The sequence below is a fragment of the Streptomyces marispadix genome (genome assembly GCF_022524345.1).
GTDB classification, from domain to species: domain Bacteria; phylum Actinomycetota; class Actinomycetes; order Streptomycetales; family Streptomycetaceae; genus Streptomyces; species Streptomyces marispadix.
Genome location: NZ_JAKWJU010000002.1, coordinates 2,999,907 through 3,016,842 on the forward strand (window position 1 = coordinate 2,999,907; position 16,936 = coordinate 3,016,842).

Below are 16,936 nucleotides of genomic sequence, written 5' to 3' on the forward strand. Positions count from 1 at the left end.
GGACACACGTAGGACCTCCAGGGCGCGGAATCCTGCCGATCGGGCAAGGCCCCCTGCTCAACTGCCGCCCCACGGCGCAGGTCACGCGCCCCGTCAGCCCAACACGCCCCGCGCGAGGGCGAGTCCGGCGAAGGCCGCGCCCAGCCCGATCACCAACGACGCGGCGACGTTCGCCAACGCCAGTACCCCGCACCCGCGTTCGGCCAGCCGGAGCGTCTCGTAGGAGAACGTCGAATAAGTCGTCAGCGCCCCGCACAGCCCCGTACCCAGAAGCGACATCACCATCGGGCCTGCCGCTCCGGAATCCGCCGCGCCCGTCAGCACGCCCAGCATCAGGCAGCCCACGGCGTTGACCGTGAACGTCCCCCAGGGGAACAGCGATTCATGACGGGACTGCACCGCACGGTCCGTCAGATAGCGCAGCGGCGCACCGATCATGCCGCCCACCGCGATCAGCACCCACGTCACAGGCGGACCACCACCGCACGCGTGGCCGCCGCTCCCGCCCACACCGCCGCGAGCGCGCCCAGCAGCGTGGCCAGGACATACGCGGCGCCCGTGAGGGCCGCGCCGTCGCCCGCCCTCAGCAGCCGGGCCGCGTCGGCCGCGTATGTGGAGAAGGTCGTGAAGCCGCCCAGTACGCCGACGCCGAGGAACGGACGCAGCAGCGCGGGCGCACGCGCGTCCCGGCCGCCCTCGCCGATGAGCACCATCAGCACCCCGATCAGGGCGCAGCCCGAGACGTTGACGGCGAAGATCCCCCAGGGGAAGCCCGCCGCCCCACGGCCGGGAAGCCACAGCTCCAGCGCATGACGTGCGACGGCCCCCAGCGCGCCCCCGGCGGCGACGGCGCCGACCACCACCAAGCCGTGCCGCCCGGCGGTCTCCGCCCGCTGCCCCGGTACATGGAGATCGACGTCGGGGTCGACTGCCTCCTCGCCGGTCGAAGGCACGCCGTGGCCGGGCGGAACGCCGTGGCCGGGCGCCCCCGGGCCTCCCGACCGCTCCGTACGGCCCGGCCACCGGCCGCCCTCGCCGCGGCCCCAGCTCAAGCCCGCCCTCACGCGTACCCCAGCTCGTGCAGCCGGTCGTCGTCGATGCCGAAGTGGTGGGCGATCTCGTGCACCACGGTCACCTCGACCTCCGTGACGACGCCCTCACGGCCGCCGTCCTCCCCGTCCACCATGCGCAGCGTCGGACCCCGGTAGATCGTGATGCGGTCCGGGAGCACGCCCGCGTACCACTCGCCCCGCTCCGTCAGCGGCGTCCCCTCGTAGAGGCCGAGCAGCTCCGGGTCGTCGGCGGGCGGCTCGTCCTCGACGAAGACCGCGACGTTGTCCATCAGCCGCGTCAGCTCCGGCGGAATACGGTCGAGCGCCTCGGCCACCAGCTCCTCGAAGTCCTCGCGCGTCATCTCCAGCACCCGGCCATTGTCGGCCAACGGCCGCGGCCCGCGCACAGCCGGTCCCCAGCGTGACCCGCTCACTCCGTGCGGTCCCGCATACGTACCCGCCCGTACGGGCATAGGGGGCCCCATGGCCCGCGACGCCAGGAAGCCACGTAAACCGCTCGCACTACCGCATCGGGTACGCAAGACCGCGCACAATCTGCTCCGCCGCTTCCGTACGGCCGGGGGGACCGGCACCTCCCGGGCCTGGGAGCCGGAGGGAGCGCTCACGCCCGCGCCCCGCCCCTATGTACGCGCGCTCGCCCTCGCCGCCACCACGCTCGTAGGCGCCTGGCTGGGCCTGCTGGTCGTGGGCGGAATCGACGCCCCCGTGGGCCCGGTGGACACCAAGATGGCGCTGCGTCCCTCCCTCATCGGCGGCACCCGGGTAAACGTCTCGCCGCTCGGCGCCCTCGAACTGCGAAGCCACGCCGCGCCCCTGCGCCTCGACGTGGACGTCGACCAGCTCGACCAGCAGCGCGCCTCCGCTCTCGTCGACCATCCGGAACGGCTCGAAGGGCTCGAGGACGAGATCACCTCCGACGTCCAGGCCGGCACCGGCGATCTCGCGCTGCGCTCCGCCGTCGCCGTGGTCGTGGGCGCCGGCGCGCTCGGCCTGGCCGTCTACCGCCGCCCGCGCCGCGCGCTGACGGCGAGCGGTCTCGCGCTGGCGCTGCTGGCGGCCTCGGGTGCGACGGCGTACGCGACGTGGAACCCGAAGTCCGTACTCGAACCGAAGTTCTCCGGGCTGCTGGCCGGCGCGCCCTCCGTCGTGGGCAACGCACGCAGCATCGTCACCGACTTCGACATCTACCAGCGGGAGTTGGCCCGTCTCGTCACCAACGTCACCAAGCTCTACGAGGCGACGTCCACCCTGCCCGCGTACCAGCCGGACCCCTCCACGATCCGTGTGCTCCACGTCTCGGACATCCACCTCAACCCCGCCGCCTGGCAGATCGTCAAGTCGCTCGTCGAGCAGTACGACATCGACGCGATCATCGACACCGGCGACACGATGGACCACGGCACCGCCGCCGAGAACGGCTTCCTCGACCCCGTGACCGACCTGGGCGCCCCGTACGTATGGGTGCGCGGCAACCACGACTCCGACGAGACGCAGAAGGCGTTCGAGAAGATGAGCGAGAAGAAGGGCAGCGACGTACACGTACTCGACGACGGTGTGCCGCTGAACGTCGCGGGGCTGCGGCTCGCCGGGTGGGGCGACCCCCAGTTCACGCCGGACCGCTCCGTGAAGCCCGAGGGGGACCCGCGCGAACGCAAGGACGGGCGGCGGCTGGCCCTCGCCCTGCGCGCCCAGAAGGCGGCGCACACGCCGGTCGACATCGCCGTGGCCCACAACCCGGTACTGGTCAAGGAGACCGACGGCCTCGCACCGCTCGCCCTCGCCGGGCACACACATCAGCGCAGCGTCGAGACGCTGCCGCGGAAGACCCGGCTGATGGTCCAGGGGTCGACGGGCGGCGGCGGGCTGCGGGCGGTGGAGAAGGAGGAGCCGCAGAAGGTCGCCGCGTCCGTCCTCTACCTGGACCGGGACAAGGGGCGGCTCCAGGCGTGGGACGAGATCACGCTGGGCGGGCTGGGACTGACGACGGCGGAGGTCACCCGCCACCTCGCGGGAGACGAACGGGGCTCGTCCCCCTCCCGGTCCCCCTCCCCGCCGGCATCGGGGTCCCCGTCGGGCTCGCTGCCGGAATCGGGCTCTCCGTCGCCGTCGGGGTCCAGAACGGCCGGTGCGGGGCCTGCGGACACGGGCCGGTTCGGCCGGTTCGGTGCGGGAGCTTCGGTTACGGACTCGGCGCGGTCGCCGGTGCCGGGCACGGGCCCGGTCTTCGGGGGCTCCCCCGTGGCGGCGCCCGCTGCGGACCCCCGCCCGGCGAACGCCCCGTAACCGTTTTGGCGAACGCTCCGGTATCCCATATGCTTCTCACGTCCCCGACGCGCTGACGTTAGCGAAGCGCCCAGGTGGGCCATCAGCCCTCATCGTCTAGTGGCCCAGGACGCCGCCCTTTCAAGGCGGTAGCACGGGTTCGAATCCCGTTGGGGGCACGCACCACGCTGTGCGAGACTTGTGCTCGCACGATGCTTGGTCCTGTGGAGCAGTTTGGAGTGCTCGCCACCCTGTCAAGGTGGAGGCCGCGGGTTCAAATCCCGTCAGGACCGCTTCCCTCGGGTTGCTTCACCTCCTGAGGGGCACCCTGATCGGGGGCCTCGCCCCCGGATCTCCGGCTGGGTAGCTCAGTTGGTACGAGCGTCCGCCTGAAAAGCGGAAGGTCGCCGGTTCGACCCCGGCCCCAGCCACAGTCTTCGAGCAGTGTGAAAGCCCCCGTCGAGATCTCGGCGGGGGCTTCTTCATGCACGGAGCCTGATTGCACTGTGCACGTCGGCGCCGTATGGCACCGTGAGCGCAGCGGAATCATTCATTCCGAAGGCTCCGCTCGTCGATCCGCCTCCCGCACTTTCTCGGCGATCCCGGTGAATAACACTGAATCCCGGTGAATCTCTGATTTGTACGTCGACGCGTTTCGGACACTTTTCGAGATCCGCTCCGGAGCCGGCCCGCGACCCGCTCCGGGTCTGCAAAGTCCGGAAAACGCTGCAACGATGCGGAAATCGCAAACGAAACCTGTCCGAGGGAGCGTAGCGGCCATGGGCCCCGCGCGCTCGTCGAGAGGTCAACTCACCCTCACAGCAGGGGAGTTGGGCAGTGAGGTTTGTCACGTGGCCAGGCATCGACAACCTCCTCGCCCATGTGCTTGAAGTCGAGGCGGGCGGTGATCCGCGAACCAATGTGCCCACATTGGTTCGTTGACGTGCGGTACGTTCCCGCGTCCGTATTGCGGATCCGATGATCTTTACCTGGCCCGGGGGTGGCCATTACGCGCCTCCCTGCCTCAGATTGTCATTGCAGAAGTAACAACGTCTCTCCGCGCCATTCCCTTGTGCGACAACCTCTGCCCGGATGAAGGAGGGCGCCGACCATGAACCGCCGGACTCTTACGCCACCCGCTCTGGCGGGTCTGCTCGCCTCCGCACTCGTCGCGTGCAGTGGGGGAGTTGACGGGGCAGCAGGCGACGGGGAGGCCATCGTCGTGGGCACCACGGCGAAAATCGCGGTCACCAAGGACACCCCCGCGCCCTTCGACCCCGCCGCGTCCTACGACGAGAGCTCCTGGAACATCATGCGCAACACGTTCCAGACGCTGCTGCGGCCTCCACGCTCGGGTACCGACCCGGTGCCGGACGCCGCCGAGAAGTGCGGCTTCACCGACAACCGGAACGATACGTACAGCTGCACCCTGCGCCACGGGCTGACCTTCTCCAACGGGAACGAACTCGACGCCGAGGACGTGGAGTTCTCCACCGAGCGACTGCTCCGCCTCAACGTCCAGGGAGGCCCGGCCTCGCTGCTCAGCGACGTCGAGCGGGTCGACGCCGAGCGCGGCGACCGCGTCGTCTTCCACTTGAAGAAGCCGGACGCCACCTTCCCGTACAAGCTCGCCACCCCGGCGGCGTCCATCGTCGACAGCCAGACGTATCCCGCCGACCGTGTCGTGAAGAGCGCCAAGGTGACGGGCTCGGGGCCGTACATGCTCGGCGACTACGACAGCAAGGGGAACGAGCTGGTCCTCAGCAGGAACCCGGACTACCGCGGCGGCCTCAAGCCGAAGAACGAAGACATCGAACTGCGCTTCTTCAAGACCTCGCACGATCTCCAGAAGGCGCTCGACTCCGGCGAGGTCGACGTGATGAACAGCGGCATCACGTCCCGGTTCATCGAACGGCTGGAGGCGGACCGGGAAGACGGCATCGAACTCGTCGAACAGCCCGGACAGAGCGTCCGTTACCTCGTCTTCGACATGAAGGACAAGACGGTCGGAAGGCGCGCGGTGCGGCAGGCGTTCGCCCAGGTCGTCGACCGCCAGGAGCTGGTCAGCGACGTCTACTCGCGTACCGCCGAACCGCTTTACTCACTCGTGCCCGGCGGCCTGGTGGGGCACAAGAACTCCTTCTTCAACGAGTACGGCGAACCCGACGTCAAGGCCGCGAAGCGCACCCTGCGCGAGGCCCGTGTGAAGACCCCGGTGAAGATCACCCTGCACTACCCCAAGGCCGGCAAGGGCAGTTCGGGCCCCAAGGAGTTCGCGAAGCTCAAGGCGCAGCTCAACGACTCCAAGCTCTTCGACGCGACCGTCAAGACCGAGCCCCTCAGCTCCTACAGCACCGCTTCGCTCAAGGGGAAGTACCAGGTCTACGGCTTCGGCTGGCTCCCCGACTTCCCGGACGCGGAGAGCTTCCTGGCGCCCTTCCTGGAGAAGAACAACGTCCTCAACACCCCTTACAGCAACAAGGAGATACGTGAGGAGCTGATACCGGAGACCCGGCGCGAGCCCAGCCGTGCGGACGCGACGACGAGTTTCGCCCGCGCGCAGGACATCGTCGCCGGAGACGTCCCGGTGCTGCCGCTGTGGCAGGGCAAGCAGTACATCGCGGCACGCGACGACATCACGGGCGTCGAGTGGGCGCTCAACTCCTCGTCGCTGCTACAGCTTTGGGAGCTGGACCGCGGCGTGAGCAGTTGACGCGGTCCCCGTCCCGGACGCGGGGATTCCTTGTCCGGGACGGGTTCCGTGTGGCAGACGGCTGCCATGTCCGGGACGGGGCGCTCCTCCAGGGTTCCCGGGGCCCTCGCCCCGGGAGTGCCCTTACGGCAGCCGCCGTTCGGCGCCGCCCCAGTCGGCCGTCGCCTCAGTACAGGCCGTAGCCGTCAGTACGGGGCGTAGAGCGAGAAGCCGTTCTCGTTGGCGAAGGTCGTGCCGAAGCCGGAGCCTCCCGCCGGGATGCCCAGGTCCCCCGGGTTGAACGCGATCGAGCCGGTTGCCGTGAGGCCGCCGGACGCGCCACGGAGCGACCAGACGGCGCCCGTGCCGTTCTCCTCCGGTGCGGAGACGGCGAGTTCGGCCCTGGCGTCCTTCGTGACGTCGAGCAGCCTTACCGCACCGCCGAAGCGGTCGCCGGACTCCGCGACGCCCGGTATCCCGTCGGTGTCCTGGTGGAACGCGCGGGCCCCCGTGCCGCTGAGTCCGCCGGAACGGCCCTTGAGCAGCACCACAGCACCGGCCGCCTTCTTGGTGCCTATCGCCTCGAAGGGCACCCCGGCCGCGAGGTCCGCGTAACCGTCGCCGTCCACGTCGCCCGCGTCGAGCCGGGCGCCGAACTGGTCGCCCTTCTCGCTGGTGCCGGGCACGCCCGCGCTGTTCTGCGTGATCGTCGTGGTGCGGGTGGCGCTGGGGCCGCTCGCGGTGCCGTAGTAGATCTTCACGGTGCCCGGGTCGTACGGCAGGTCCTCCGTGATGCCGCCCGGAACCGTACGGGTCGCGAGGTCGCCCTTGCCGTCCTTGTCGAAGTCGCCGACGACGGCGGCGTCCGCGGAGCTGAGCTGCTTGGCGTCGGTCGAGAGACCGGAGGGGGTGCCCTGCCAGAATCTGCCGCCCTCGGAGTGGTTCTCGTAGACGTAGAAGGTGGCCAGGTCGTCGATGCCGTCGCCCGTCATGTCGCCGGGGGCGACGATGTACATGTCGTTGTCCGTGGTGAACATGTCGATGCGCTGCTCACCGGCAGGTTCGGCGTCCCGCGTGAAGGGCCCGCGGAGGACCGAGCGCGTCTCCCAGTCGTCGCCGTGGCGCATGAAGAGGTCGGCGTGGCCGTCGCCGTCGAAGTCGCCCCCCGCGAGATTGACGCCGACCTCCCAGCCGCTGGAACCGGACGGTGCCTCGATCGTCGAGGCGTCCTGGCCGCTGACTCCGCTCGTACGGCCCCAGAGGACGGTCACCGTGCCGTAGCTGCCGGTGGCGGCGACCTGTTCGGCCGAGGAACGCACCGCGAGGTCGGTGAGGCCGTCGCCGTCGAGGTCGCGGGCGACGAGCTTGGCGCCGAAGCGGTCGTCGGCCTCGGCCACGCCGGGGACGCCCGGGGTGTTCTGCGTGATGTAAGTGGCGGCGTGCCGGTCGAGGCCGGAGGCCGAGCCGTAGCTGACGACGACATAGCCCGCCCTTGCCTGACCGGCGACCGAGGCGCCGGGCGAGGCCGTGGCCACGTCCTGATAGCCGTCACCGTCGAAGTCCTCCCGTACGGAGGCCGACTTCGGTGCGGACGCCGACTTCGCCGCGGAGTGCGACTTCGGCGCGGAGCCCTGCTCGGGCGAGTCAGTCCCCGCGGCACCGGCGGCCGATGCCGAACCGCCGACGAGGACGACCGCCAGGCCGACCGCGACGGCCCATGGCTTGCGTACGCGCATTTCCCCTCCAAATCCCCCCAGGTGCGCCCAGCGGCGCGGATACGCAAGTGAGACGCACGGGGCGCATGAAAAGTTGCGCAAGAACCTTTTCCGCTTGAGCCGAGCAACCGGGCACGAATCCGCCGAAGCGCCCGTACGACTCAACCAGGCCGATTATGACCCGAGTCGGCTCCCGGCCGCCCTGAGTCGCCCCGCGCGAGCGGACTTTGGCGTGCCGGGACGGTTCCGGGAAACAAGCCTGCTTGCTTGGATAGGCGTGTACGGATCCCTCACCCCCCACGGGAGACGAACATGCCACCCTCACCCTCGCCTTCGGCCGCATCCTCGCCGTCGCACTCGTCCTCGCCCTCGGAGGAACCGGCCGGCGCGGCGCCCTCCCGGCCCTCTGCGTCCCGAAGACTCCGCGTGCCGCGAAGTCTCCGCCGCTTCAAGGGACTTGCCGCCGCCTCGCTGCTCGCGGCGTCCGCACTCGTGGCGACAGGCTCCTCCGCCACCGCGTCCCCCGGCGACGCGGGCGCGGCCGCCGACGCCCCGGCACTGAAGGTGCTCAGCTACAACACCTTCCTGTTCAACAAGCTCATCTATCCCAACTGGGGCCAGGACCACAGGGGCGACGCCATCCCCGACGCGGACTTCTTCCAGGGCAACGACGTGGTCGTGCTCCAGGAGGCGTTCGAGAACTCCGTCTCCGACAAGCTCCAGGAGAAGGCCGAGGGCCAGTACCCGCACCAGACGCCCGTGCTGGGCAGAAGCAAGGACGGCTGGGACGCGACGGGCGGCTCGTGGTCGGACATCGCGCCCGAGGACGGCGGCGTGACGATCCTCAGCAAGTGGCCCATCGTCCACAAGGAACAGTTCGTGTACGACCACGGCTGCGGCGCGGACTATCTGTCGAACAAGGGCTTCGTCTACGCGGTGCTCGATGTGAACGGTACGAAGGTGCACGTCGTAGGCACCCATGTGCAGGCGGGCGACTCGGCGTGCGGTGACGGCGAAGCGCGGAAGACACGTGCCGAGCAGTTCCGCGCGATCGACTCCTTCCTCGACGAGAAGAAGATCCCGGCTGACGAGGAGGTCATGGTCGCGGGCGACTTCAACACCGACTCTCGCGGCGACGAGTACAAGGAGATGCTCGCCAACGCGGACCTGGCCTCCGCCGATGCCCGTACGGGACACCCGTACTCCTCGGATCACCAGGAGAACTCGATCGCTCACGGCCGCAACCCCGACGGCGGCCGGTCCGACCTGGACTACGTGCTGCACCGCAACGGGCATGTGCGGCCCGCCGCCTGGCAGAACGAGGTGATCAAGGAGGAGTGCGCGCCCTGGGAGACCTCCGAGGGCACCTTCACGAACCTCTCCGACCACTATCCGGTGATCGCCGGGCCCACGTCGTAGACCGAAAGCACGGCGGGAACCCCCGGCCGGGGCCGGGGGTTCCGCTCTGTTCCAGTGCTGCGACCGGCTGCCGAAGTGCTGAGACCGGCCGTTCGACTGCTGCGGCTTCCAGGGGCGTTGTGCCTCCGCCGGGTCCGTGCCGGTGCTCAGCACCGGCGGTCCGCGGCGGCGGTCAGTAGGGGCTGGGGCACAAGGCCCCGATCGGCATGTGCTTCCAGCCGAGCAGGTCCTCCCCCGGCGAAACGTCGTCCTGATCAGGGAATTGCCGCTCATCCGCAGCCTGCTGCCGCTGCACACTCAGCGTGACCACCGCGACTCCGGCGCTCACAACGGCGGCCACGGCGCTCACGACGGCGCTGACTGCATTGACCAGTTCAAATGCCTGCATCGTTCTCGCCCTCCCTTCGGCCGCAGCGAAATGTTCGGTGACACAGTGTCATCGTTTCGGGTCCCGGCGCCAGGCGATTTTGCGACGGCCCGGCCCGCCTCAGCGCACATTTCCGGCCACATCCGCCTCATGGCTCCCCGGCCACGGTGCCCATGAGGCCGCCGCGCCTGCGGGCGTCGAGAGTGAAGAAGACCGCGCCCCCCGCCAACGCCCAGGCGGCAAGCACCAGATAGGGCATCGCGTGCTGATTGCCCGGGAAGTAGACGGCGGTGTGCTGCGCGTTCACGGATGCGCCCGGCGGCAGCCACCGCCCCACCGCGCCCAGCACGGACGGCAGCAGCGGCCAGGAGACCGCACCGCCCGAGGACGGATTGCCCAGCAGCACCATCAGGAACCAGGTCGGGATCATCGCCCAGCGCCCGATCAGGGAGTTGAACATCAGGAAGACCATGCCGGAGGTGACCATGGTCAGCGCGAGGATCGACCATGAGTGCACGAACGGCAGTGGCACGGCGTCGAGGACCCAGCTCACCATCACCGCGATCACGAAGCCTCCGAGCAGCGCGTAGGCGGCGATGAACGAGACGCGTGCCACGGGGGAGAGTCCGGGCACGTTGACGCTGAGCTGGATCGCGCCGATGAAGCCGATGATGTCCGCCGCCAGCGTCATGTAGAAGATCGTCAGTCCGCGCGGATCGCCCTTGCCCAGCGGCTTGAGATCCCTGACGGTCACATCCACACCCGTCTCGCGTCCCACTTTCGGGGCCGACCTCTGAAGCACCTCGGCCACCGACGCTCCGGCCGCGCTGGAGACGCCCAGCTCGACCTGCCCCGGGCCGTCCGGCCGTAGCACCGCGAACACCTTCTGCTCCTCGACGGCCTGCCTGGCCTGGGCGAACGTACGGTAGCGACGGATCTGGAGAGAGGAGCCCAGCGCCTTCTCCAGGCCGGCGGTGAAGACGCCGACGCGTCGTACGTCCTCGTCGTCGCCCTGCACGGCCGCGGGTACGGCACGCGGCGTGGGATCGGCCATGGCGTAGGTGTACGAGCCGGCGAAGAGACCTGCCGCCGCAGCGACGATGAGCGCCAGCACGGTCGCGGGGAAGAACGGGGTGTGCGTGAAGGTCCGCCACCGGTGGCGCAGTCCACGGCCGGGGTCGTCCACACATCGCGCGCCGTGGGGCTCCGGTTCCGGCTCTCCCTTCTCCCCTTGCCCGCACCGTGCGTCTTGCTCTTGCCGTGCGTCTTGCTCTTTCCGTTCGTCCCGCCCGCCCTGCCGTTGGGGTCCGTCCCGCCCGTCCGCCCCCGGCTCCCGCTGCTCGCTCATGCGCGCCACCCTACGAGCGCTATGTCCGCATTTGTTCGCATTCCTCAGCGTCCCGGCTAATCCGTTGGCATCTCGATTCGCCGAAGTGCGATCCTGGAGCCCGTATGCCGACCTCCAAGTCCCCTTCCCCGTCCTTCGACGCACTGCGCGAGCGCCTGCCCGAGCTGATGCTGCGCGACCGGCAGCGCCTCGGCCGCCGCCTCGACGGGGCACGCAAGATCCGTAAGCCCGAGGCGCGTGCCGCCGTCCTCGACGAGATCTCGGCCGCCATGGACGAGTCCGAACTGAGGGTCGCCGCACGCCGGGAGTCGCTGCCGTCGATCACATATCCCGAGCAGCTCCCGGTCAGCGGCAAGAAGGACGAGATCCTGGCGGCGATACGGGACCACCAGGTCGTGATCGTCGCGGGCGAGACCGGCTCGGGCAAGACGACGCAGATCCCCAAGATCTGCATGGAGCTGGGCCGCGGCATCCACGGCGTCATCGGCCACACCCAGCCCCGCCGCCTCGCGGCCCGTACGGTCGCGGCACGCGTCGCGGAGGAGCTGAACTGCCCGCTCGGGGAAGCCGTCGGCTGGAAGGTCCGCTTCACCGATCAGGTCGGCGCGAACACCCTCCTCAAGCTGATGACGGACGGCATCCTGCTCGCCGAGATCCAGCAGGACCGCGAGCTGCGCCAGTACGACACGATCATCATCGACGAGGCGCACGAACGAAGCCTCAACATCGACTTCCTGCTCGGCTACCTGGCCCAACTGCTGCCCAGACGCCCGGAGTTGAAGGTCGTCATCACCTCGGCGACGATCGACCCCGAGCGCTTCTCACGCCACTTCGGCGACGCGCCGATCGTCGAGGTCAGCGGCCGTACGTACCCGGTGGAGGTGCGCTACCGGCCGCTGCTCGACGACGACTCCGAGGCGGAACCCTCGCAGGGAAGTTCCTCCCAGGGCTCCGGCGACGCCAAGAGCAGGGGCGACGGCACTGACCGCGACCAGGTCACGGCGATCTGCGACGCGGTCGACGAACTCCAGGCGGAGGGTCCGGGCGACATCCTCGTGTTCCTCTCCGGCGAGCGCGAGATCCGCGACACCGCGGACGCCCTGGAGAAGCGCCTCGTACGAGCCGGGGCGCGCGCCGCCGCGGCAACGGAGATCCTCCCCCTCTACGCCCGTCTCTCCCACGCCGAGCAGCACCGCGTCTTCCAGAGCCACTCCAACCGCCGGGTCGTGCTGGCCACGAACGTCGCGGAGACGTCGCTCACCGTGCCCGGCATCAAGTACGTGGTGGACCCGGGGACCGCCCGCATCTCCCGCTACAGCCACCGCACCAAGGTCCAGCGGCTGCCCATCGAGCCCGTGAGCCAGGCCAGCGCCAACCAGCGCAAGGGCCGCTGCGGCCGTACGTCCGACGGCGTCTGCATCCGGCTCTACTCCGAGGAGGACTTCCTCTCCCGGCCGGAGTTCACGGACGCCGAGATCCTGCGTACCAATCTCGCGTCCGTCATCCTCCAGATGACCGCGGCGGGGCTCGGCGACATCGAGAGGTTCCCCTTCATCGACCCGCCGGACCGCCGCAGCATCAAGGCGGGCGTCCAACTGCTGGAAGAGCTGCACGCGTTGGAGGCCTCCCCTGCCCGCAAGGGGAAGGGCGGCGGCCGCGGTGACGAGGTCAGGACCGAAGCAAGGACCGAAGCGAGGACCGACGCGAGGACGGACGGCAAGGCGGACGGCAGGGCCCGCCTCACCCCGACCGGCCGCAGACTCGCACAGCTCCCCGTCGACCCCCGGCTGGCCCGCATGGTGCTGGAGGCCGGACGGAACGGCTGTGTACACGAGGTCATGGTGATCGTCGCGGCGCTGTCCATCCAGGACCCCCGCGAACGCCCGTCCGACAAGCAGCAGCAGGCCGACCAGCACCACGCGCGCTTCCGTGAGGAGGGGAGCGACTTCCTCGCCTTCCTCAATCTGTGGCGCTACGTGCGGGAGCGGCAGAAGGAGCTGTCCTCGTCGGCCTTCCGCCGCATGTGCAAGGCCGAGTTCCTCAACTACCTGCGTATACGCGAGTGGCAGGACATCTACTCGCAGCTTCGCCAGGTCGCCAGGTCGATGGACATCCTGCCGTCGTCGGCCTCGTCGTCCTCGTCGTCGTCCTCGCGACCGTCCGACGACGAGGACGCCGTCCCGGCGGACGCCGTGCACCAGTCGCTGCTCGCCGGTCTCCTCTCCCACGTAGGGCTCAAGGACACCGAGAAGAACGAGTATCTGGGCGCGCGCAGCGCCAAGTTCGCGGTCTTCCCCGGCTCTTCGCTGTTCAGGAAGCAGCCGCGCTGGCTGATGTCCGCCGAGCTGGTGGAGACCTCACGGCTGTGGGCCCGCGTCAACGCGAGGATCGAGCCGGAGTGGATCGAACCCCTCGCGGAACACCTGGTCAAGCGCACCTACAGCGAACCGCACTGGGAGCAGAAGCAGGCCGCCGTGATGGCCTACGAGCGTGTGACCCTCTACGGCGTGCCGCTCGTCGCACAGCGCAAGGTCCACTACGGGCGCGTCGACCCGGAGACGTCGCGCGACCTGTTCATCCGGCACGCGCTGGTCGAGGGCGACTGGCGCACCCAGCACCGCTTCTTCCACGACAACCGGAGACTCCTCGACGAGGTCGAGGAGTTGGAACACCGCGCCCGGCGCCGAGACATCCTCGTCGACGACGAGACGCTCTACGACTTCTACGACGAGCGCGTGCCCCCTCACGTGGTCTCCGGCGCCCACTTCGACTCCTGGTGGAAGAAGCAGCGCCGCGAGGACCCGGATCTGCTCAACTTCGAGAAATCGATGCTCATCAACGAGCAGGCGGAGGAGATCAGCCGCAGCGACTACCCGGACGTGTGGCAGCAGGGCGAGCTGACGCTGCGCGTGACCTACCAGTTCGAGCCGGGAACCGACGCGGACGGCGTGACGGTGCACGTACCGCTCCAGGTCCTCAACCAGGTCTCCCCCGGCGAGGGTTTCGACTGGCAGATCCCCGGGCTGCGCCACGCCCTGGTCACCGAGCTGATCCGCTCCCTGCCCAAGGCCGTACGCCGCCACTATGTGCCGGCCCCGGACTTCGCGGCACGCTTCCTGCGCGTAGCGGAGCCGGGCGGGGAGCCGCTGACCTCCGCGCTCGCCCGTGAGCTGCGGCGCATGGTCGGAGTGCCCTTCGAGGCGGGCGACTTCGACGTGGCGAAGGTGCCCGACCACCTCAAGATCACCTTCCGCGTCACGGACGAACGCAGGCGCACGGTCGCCGAGTCCAAGGATCTGGAGGAGTTGCAGCACCGGCTGCGGGACAAGACGCAGGCCGCCATCGCCCGCGCCTTCGAGTCGTCCTCGCGCGGACGGCGGGGCGACAAGTCACGGGCGGGGGAGGGCAGTCGGAAGCCGGGGGACGGGTCCGGCGCCACCGGCGACGGGGCCTCCGCCGGGACGGCCGGCGCCGAAGACGCGCCCACGGCTCCCGGCTCCCGTACGGGCCTCACCTCGTGGACGGTCGGCGCCCTCCCCCGCGTCTTCGAGACCAGACGCGGCGGCCAGCCCGTGAGGGCGTATCCGGCGCTCGTCGACGACGGCGACTCGGTGTCCGTTCGACTCTTCGATACGGAGGCCGAGCAGCAGCAGGCGATGTGGCGCGGCACCCGGCGGCTGATTCTGCTCAACATCCCCTCCGATCCGGCCAAGTTCGCCGCCTCGAAGCTCTCCAATCCGCAGAAGCTCGCCCTGTCCCGCTCACCGCACGGCAGCGTCCAGGCGCTCTTCGAGGACTGCGTCACGGCCGCCGTCGACCGCCTCGTGGCGGCACACGGTGGCCCGGCGTGGGACGAGGAGCCGTTCCGCAAGCTGCTGGACGCCGTACGTACCGATCTGATCGACCTCACGCTGAGGACCGTGAGGCAGGTGCAGGAGGTGCTCGCCGCCTGGCACTCCTGCGAGCAGCGGCTCAACGGCGTCACCAGCCCGGCGCTCGCGGAGTCCGCGGAGGACGTGCGACGGCAGCTCGCGGGGCTCGTATGCCCGGGCTTCGTCACGCTCCACGGCACGGCACGCCTGCCCGACCTGCTGCGCTATCTCGTGGCGGCCGACCGCCGTCTGACGCAGATGCCGAACAACGTGGAGCGGGACCGTACGCGGATGGCCAAGGTCAAGGAGATGGAGGACGAATACCTGTGGCTGCTGGAGCAGTTCCCCCGGGGCAGGCCGGTGCCACAGGCCGCCCTGGACGTCCGCTGGATGATCGAGGAACTGCGGGTCAGCTACTTCGCCCACGCCCTCGGCACGGCCCATCCGGTCTCGGACAAACGGATCATGAAGGCGGTGGACGCGGCGGCGCCGTGACGGAAGCGTCGCGGAAGGTGAGTTCGCGCCGCTCGCGGCGGCTGCTGTAGAGTCTCGTTCCGCGCCCGCAAGCCGGGCGTCGTCGCAAGGTCCTGTGGAGCAGTTTGGAGTGCTCGCCACCCTGTCAAGGTGGAGGCCGCGGGTTCAAATCCCGTCAGGACCGCAGTAGTTCGGACATTCACAGTCACATGAGACAAGTGAGCGGCCCGTCCCCGTGTTTCGGGGTCGGGCCGCAACGCTTTGGGGCCCGGCGGCGCTGTCCTAGGAGGAGGGACTTGGAGCCGCCTGTACGTCGCGTGCGGGGGGCAGTTGCCCGGCCCGGAGTGAACGCCCGTCAGGACGCCTCACAGCGCCGCACAGCGGCTCTCAGCGTCCTCGCCGGGGCTTCGCGCGCCGTGCTGTGTGCGTCGTGCGCCCCGTACGGGGCTTCTTGACGCTCCGCTGTCCCACCTGTACTTCTCGTAAAGGGAGGTGGGGCATCAATGGGGACAACTCCGCGCGGCCCTCGGCGGCATGAGACGCGTGCACTGCTGCGAGCACACCTCGCGGCTGCCACTCGCTATCGGCATGTGACGCGTAACTGCCCTGTATGCCACCGGCTGTTGAGGCTGGCGACGGAGCACGTCCCGGAAGAGGCCCAGGAGCCTCCGCACGGCGAGGCGAACGAAGGGACGGCGATGGAGGCGGTTCGTGGAGCGTCCGGGGCGCCTGCCGCGGAGCGGCGGGGAGCACCGGACGCCGAGCCGGGCGAACGCCCGGCGAAGCCACGGCGGGTCTCCGCTTCAAAGTAGTCAACGCCCGTTCCGGATAAGGGCGTTCGGTGAGGAGGGGTGAAGCCGGGGACGCGCATCCGGCATTGCCTGCCCCAATACCCCAGAGCAGGGCATCTCCACAAGCGTGAGGAGATGTGACGGGAGTCACCCCCCTTGCTACGAGTGTGGGGGAAGTTACGCCCTTCTCATCGCACGCCAATTTAATATGTGCAATTGCACTACGTTCCATGGCCCTCTGCGGCAGTCCACGCGAGGCGTAGGCCGACTCCCCAACTCCCCGTCCACAGACGGGAGTCGGGGCCGATTCGCCCCTTCCTCGGGGCCCTCCCGGCCCTTCCGAGACCGCCCGCCGATACCGCTTGCGGCCCCTCGGACCTGCCCGTCCGGGCACGTCCCTTCCGGACACGGCCAGTCCGGACACAGCAGTTCGCGCACAAAAAGATCGCGCCGGACCCGGCGGAGTCCAGCGCGATCAACGACCAAGCGCCGTTGGGGACAGCGACCTGACGTCTGTTGCCTCGGGCGTCCATCCGGGATGAGGGCCCCGAATGCGCCCTGATATGCAGTTATTTCGCCTGATCAAACCTCACTGCGCTGCTGCGGGATGCCCGCAAGCAGTGCGCGCACCTCCGCTTCGCGGTAGCGGCGATGACCACCGAGCGTGCGAATCGACGTGAGCTTGCCCGCCTTTGCCCAGCGTGTGACCGTCTTCGGGTCCACGCGGAACATCGTGGCAACCTCAGCCGGGGTCAACAGGGGCTCGGCATCTGGGGTGCGAGCGGTCATGAGCGGCCTCCTCGGAGGAACCGAACCATACGGTTCTTTCCTTGAATTCTGCACCTTGGCCCGCGTTGCCCGATATGGACGTACGCGAGCCGAGTCGGTTATAGGACGAACGGCTTGTCCTCGGCACTACAACT

At 69.4% G+C, this 16,936-nt stretch carries 12 protein-coding genes and 4 tRNA genes; 9 read left to right on the forward strand and 7 right to left on the reverse strand.

Translation table 11 applies throughout. From position 1 onward, the window contains the following. Nucleotides 1-93 precede the first annotated feature (93 nt). From crcB to MMA15_RS12490, 3 genes are all read right to left on the reverse strand, one after another. On the reverse strand, nucleotides 94-468 hold the full coding sequence (crcB, locus tag MMA15_RS12480; RefSeq protein ID WP_241059409.1) for a fluoride efflux transporter CrcB: 375 nt from the start codon (nucleotides 466-468) through the stop codon (nucleotides 94-96). Next, complete coding sequence (locus MMA15_RS12485; protein WP_241063165.1) at nucleotides 465-953, reverse strand: fluoride efflux transporter FluC; 489 nt, start codon at nucleotides 951-953, stop codon at nucleotides 465-467. Before MMA15_RS12485 ends, crcB begins: the two co-directional genes overlap by 4 nt. A 107-nt stretch (nucleotides 954-1,060) precedes the next feature. Further along, nucleotides 1,061-1,423 carry a metallopeptidase family protein gene (locus MMA15_RS12490; protein ID WP_241059412.1) on the reverse strand — a complete coding sequence of 121 codons (363 nt, stop codon included), beginning with the start codon at nucleotides 1,421-1,423 and terminating at the stop codon, nucleotides 1,061-1,063. A 112-nt stretch (nucleotides 1,424-1,535) separates the two neighbouring features. On the opposite strand from MMA15_RS12490, the gene MMA15_RS12495 reads away from it, so the two are divergent. The 5 genes from MMA15_RS12495 to MMA15_RS12515 all read left to right on the forward strand — a co-directional run bounded on the left by MMA15_RS12495 (nucleotide 1,536) and on the right by MMA15_RS12515 (nucleotide 6,048). Next, complete coding sequence (locus tag MMA15_RS12495; RefSeq protein ID WP_241059414.1) at nucleotides 1,536-3,356, forward strand: metallophosphoesterase family protein; 1,821 nt, start codon at nucleotides 1,536-1,538, stop codon at nucleotides 3,354-3,356. 85 nt (nucleotides 3,357-3,441) lie between these two features. Continuing rightward, nucleotides 3,442-3,514 (forward strand) — tRNA-Glu (locus MMA15_RS12500). Nucleotides 3,515-3,553: 39 nt separating this feature from the next. Continuing rightward, nucleotides 3,554-3,628: transfer RNA gene (locus MMA15_RS12505), tRNA-Asp, on the forward strand. Nucleotides 3,629-3,692: 64 nt separating this feature from the next. Further along, nucleotides 3,693-3,766 (forward strand) — tRNA-Phe (locus MMA15_RS12510). Between the two features lie 680 nt (nucleotides 3,767-4,446). Beyond that, nucleotides 4,447-6,048, forward strand: coding sequence for an ABC transporter substrate-binding protein (locus MMA15_RS12515; RefSeq protein WP_241059416.1), 1,602 nt, complete (start codon nucleotides 4,447-4,449; stop codon nucleotides 6,046-6,048). Nucleotides 6,049-6,233: 185 nt separating this feature from the next. Here the strand turns inward: MMA15_RS12515 and MMA15_RS12520 are convergent, their stop codons facing one another. Next, the gene (locus tag MMA15_RS12520; protein WP_241059418.1) at nucleotides 6,234-7,763 is read right to left on the reverse strand and encodes an FG-GAP and VCBS repeat-containing protein; all 1,530 of its coding nucleotides are present in this window, start codon (nucleotides 7,761-7,763) and stop codon (nucleotides 6,234-6,236) included. Nucleotides 7,764-8,168: 405 nt separating this feature from the next. Between MMA15_RS12520 and sph the strand changes: the two genes are divergently transcribed. Beyond that, a complete protein-coding gene (sph, locus tag MMA15_RS12525) occupies nucleotides 8,169-9,161 on the forward strand; it encodes a sphingomyelin phosphodiesterase (protein WP_241059420.1) in 993 nt (330 codons plus the stop codon). A 172-nt stretch (nucleotides 9,162-9,333) separates the two neighbouring features. Here sph and MMA15_RS12530 read toward each other — a convergent pair whose 3' ends face one another. After that, entirely contained in the window at nucleotides 9,334-9,549 is a 216-nt protein-coding gene (locus MMA15_RS12530; protein WP_241059422.1) for a hypothetical protein, read from the reverse strand. A gap of 127 nt (nucleotides 9,550-9,676) precedes the next feature. Continuing rightward, nucleotides 9,677-10,876 carry an ABC-2 transporter permease gene (locus MMA15_RS12535; RefSeq protein ID WP_241059429.1) on the reverse strand — a complete coding sequence of 400 codons (1,200 nt, stop codon included), beginning with the start codon at nucleotides 10,874-10,876 and terminating at the stop codon, nucleotides 9,677-9,679. Between the two features lie 104 nt (nucleotides 10,877-10,980). On the opposite strand from MMA15_RS12535, the gene hrpA reads away from it, so the two are divergent. The 3 genes from hrpA (at nucleotide 10,981) to MMA15_RS12550 (ending at nucleotide 16,034) form a co-directional block, all read left to right on the forward strand. Beyond that, nucleotides 10,981-15,243, forward strand: coding sequence for an ATP-dependent RNA helicase HrpA (gene hrpA / locus MMA15_RS12540; RefSeq protein ID WP_241059431.1), 4,263 nt, complete (start codon nucleotides 10,981-10,983; stop codon nucleotides 15,241-15,243). 88 nt (nucleotides 15,244-15,331) lie between these two features. Beyond that, a tRNA-Asp gene (locus tag MMA15_RS12545) sits at nucleotides 15,332-15,406 on the forward strand. A 319-nt stretch (nucleotides 15,407-15,725) separates the two neighbouring features. Continuing rightward, nucleotides 15,726-16,034, forward strand: coding sequence for a DUF6274 family protein (locus MMA15_RS12550; protein ID WP_241059440.1), 309 nt, complete (start codon nucleotides 15,726-15,728; stop codon nucleotides 16,032-16,034). Nucleotides 16,035-16,595: 561 nt separating this feature from the next. Here MMA15_RS12550 and bldC read toward each other — a convergent pair. Next, entirely contained in the window at nucleotides 16,596-16,802 is a 207-nt protein-coding gene (bldC, locus tag MMA15_RS12555; protein WP_027749187.1) for a developmental transcriptional regulator BldC, read from the reverse strand. Between the last annotated feature and the right edge of the window lie 134 nt (nucleotides 16,803-16,936).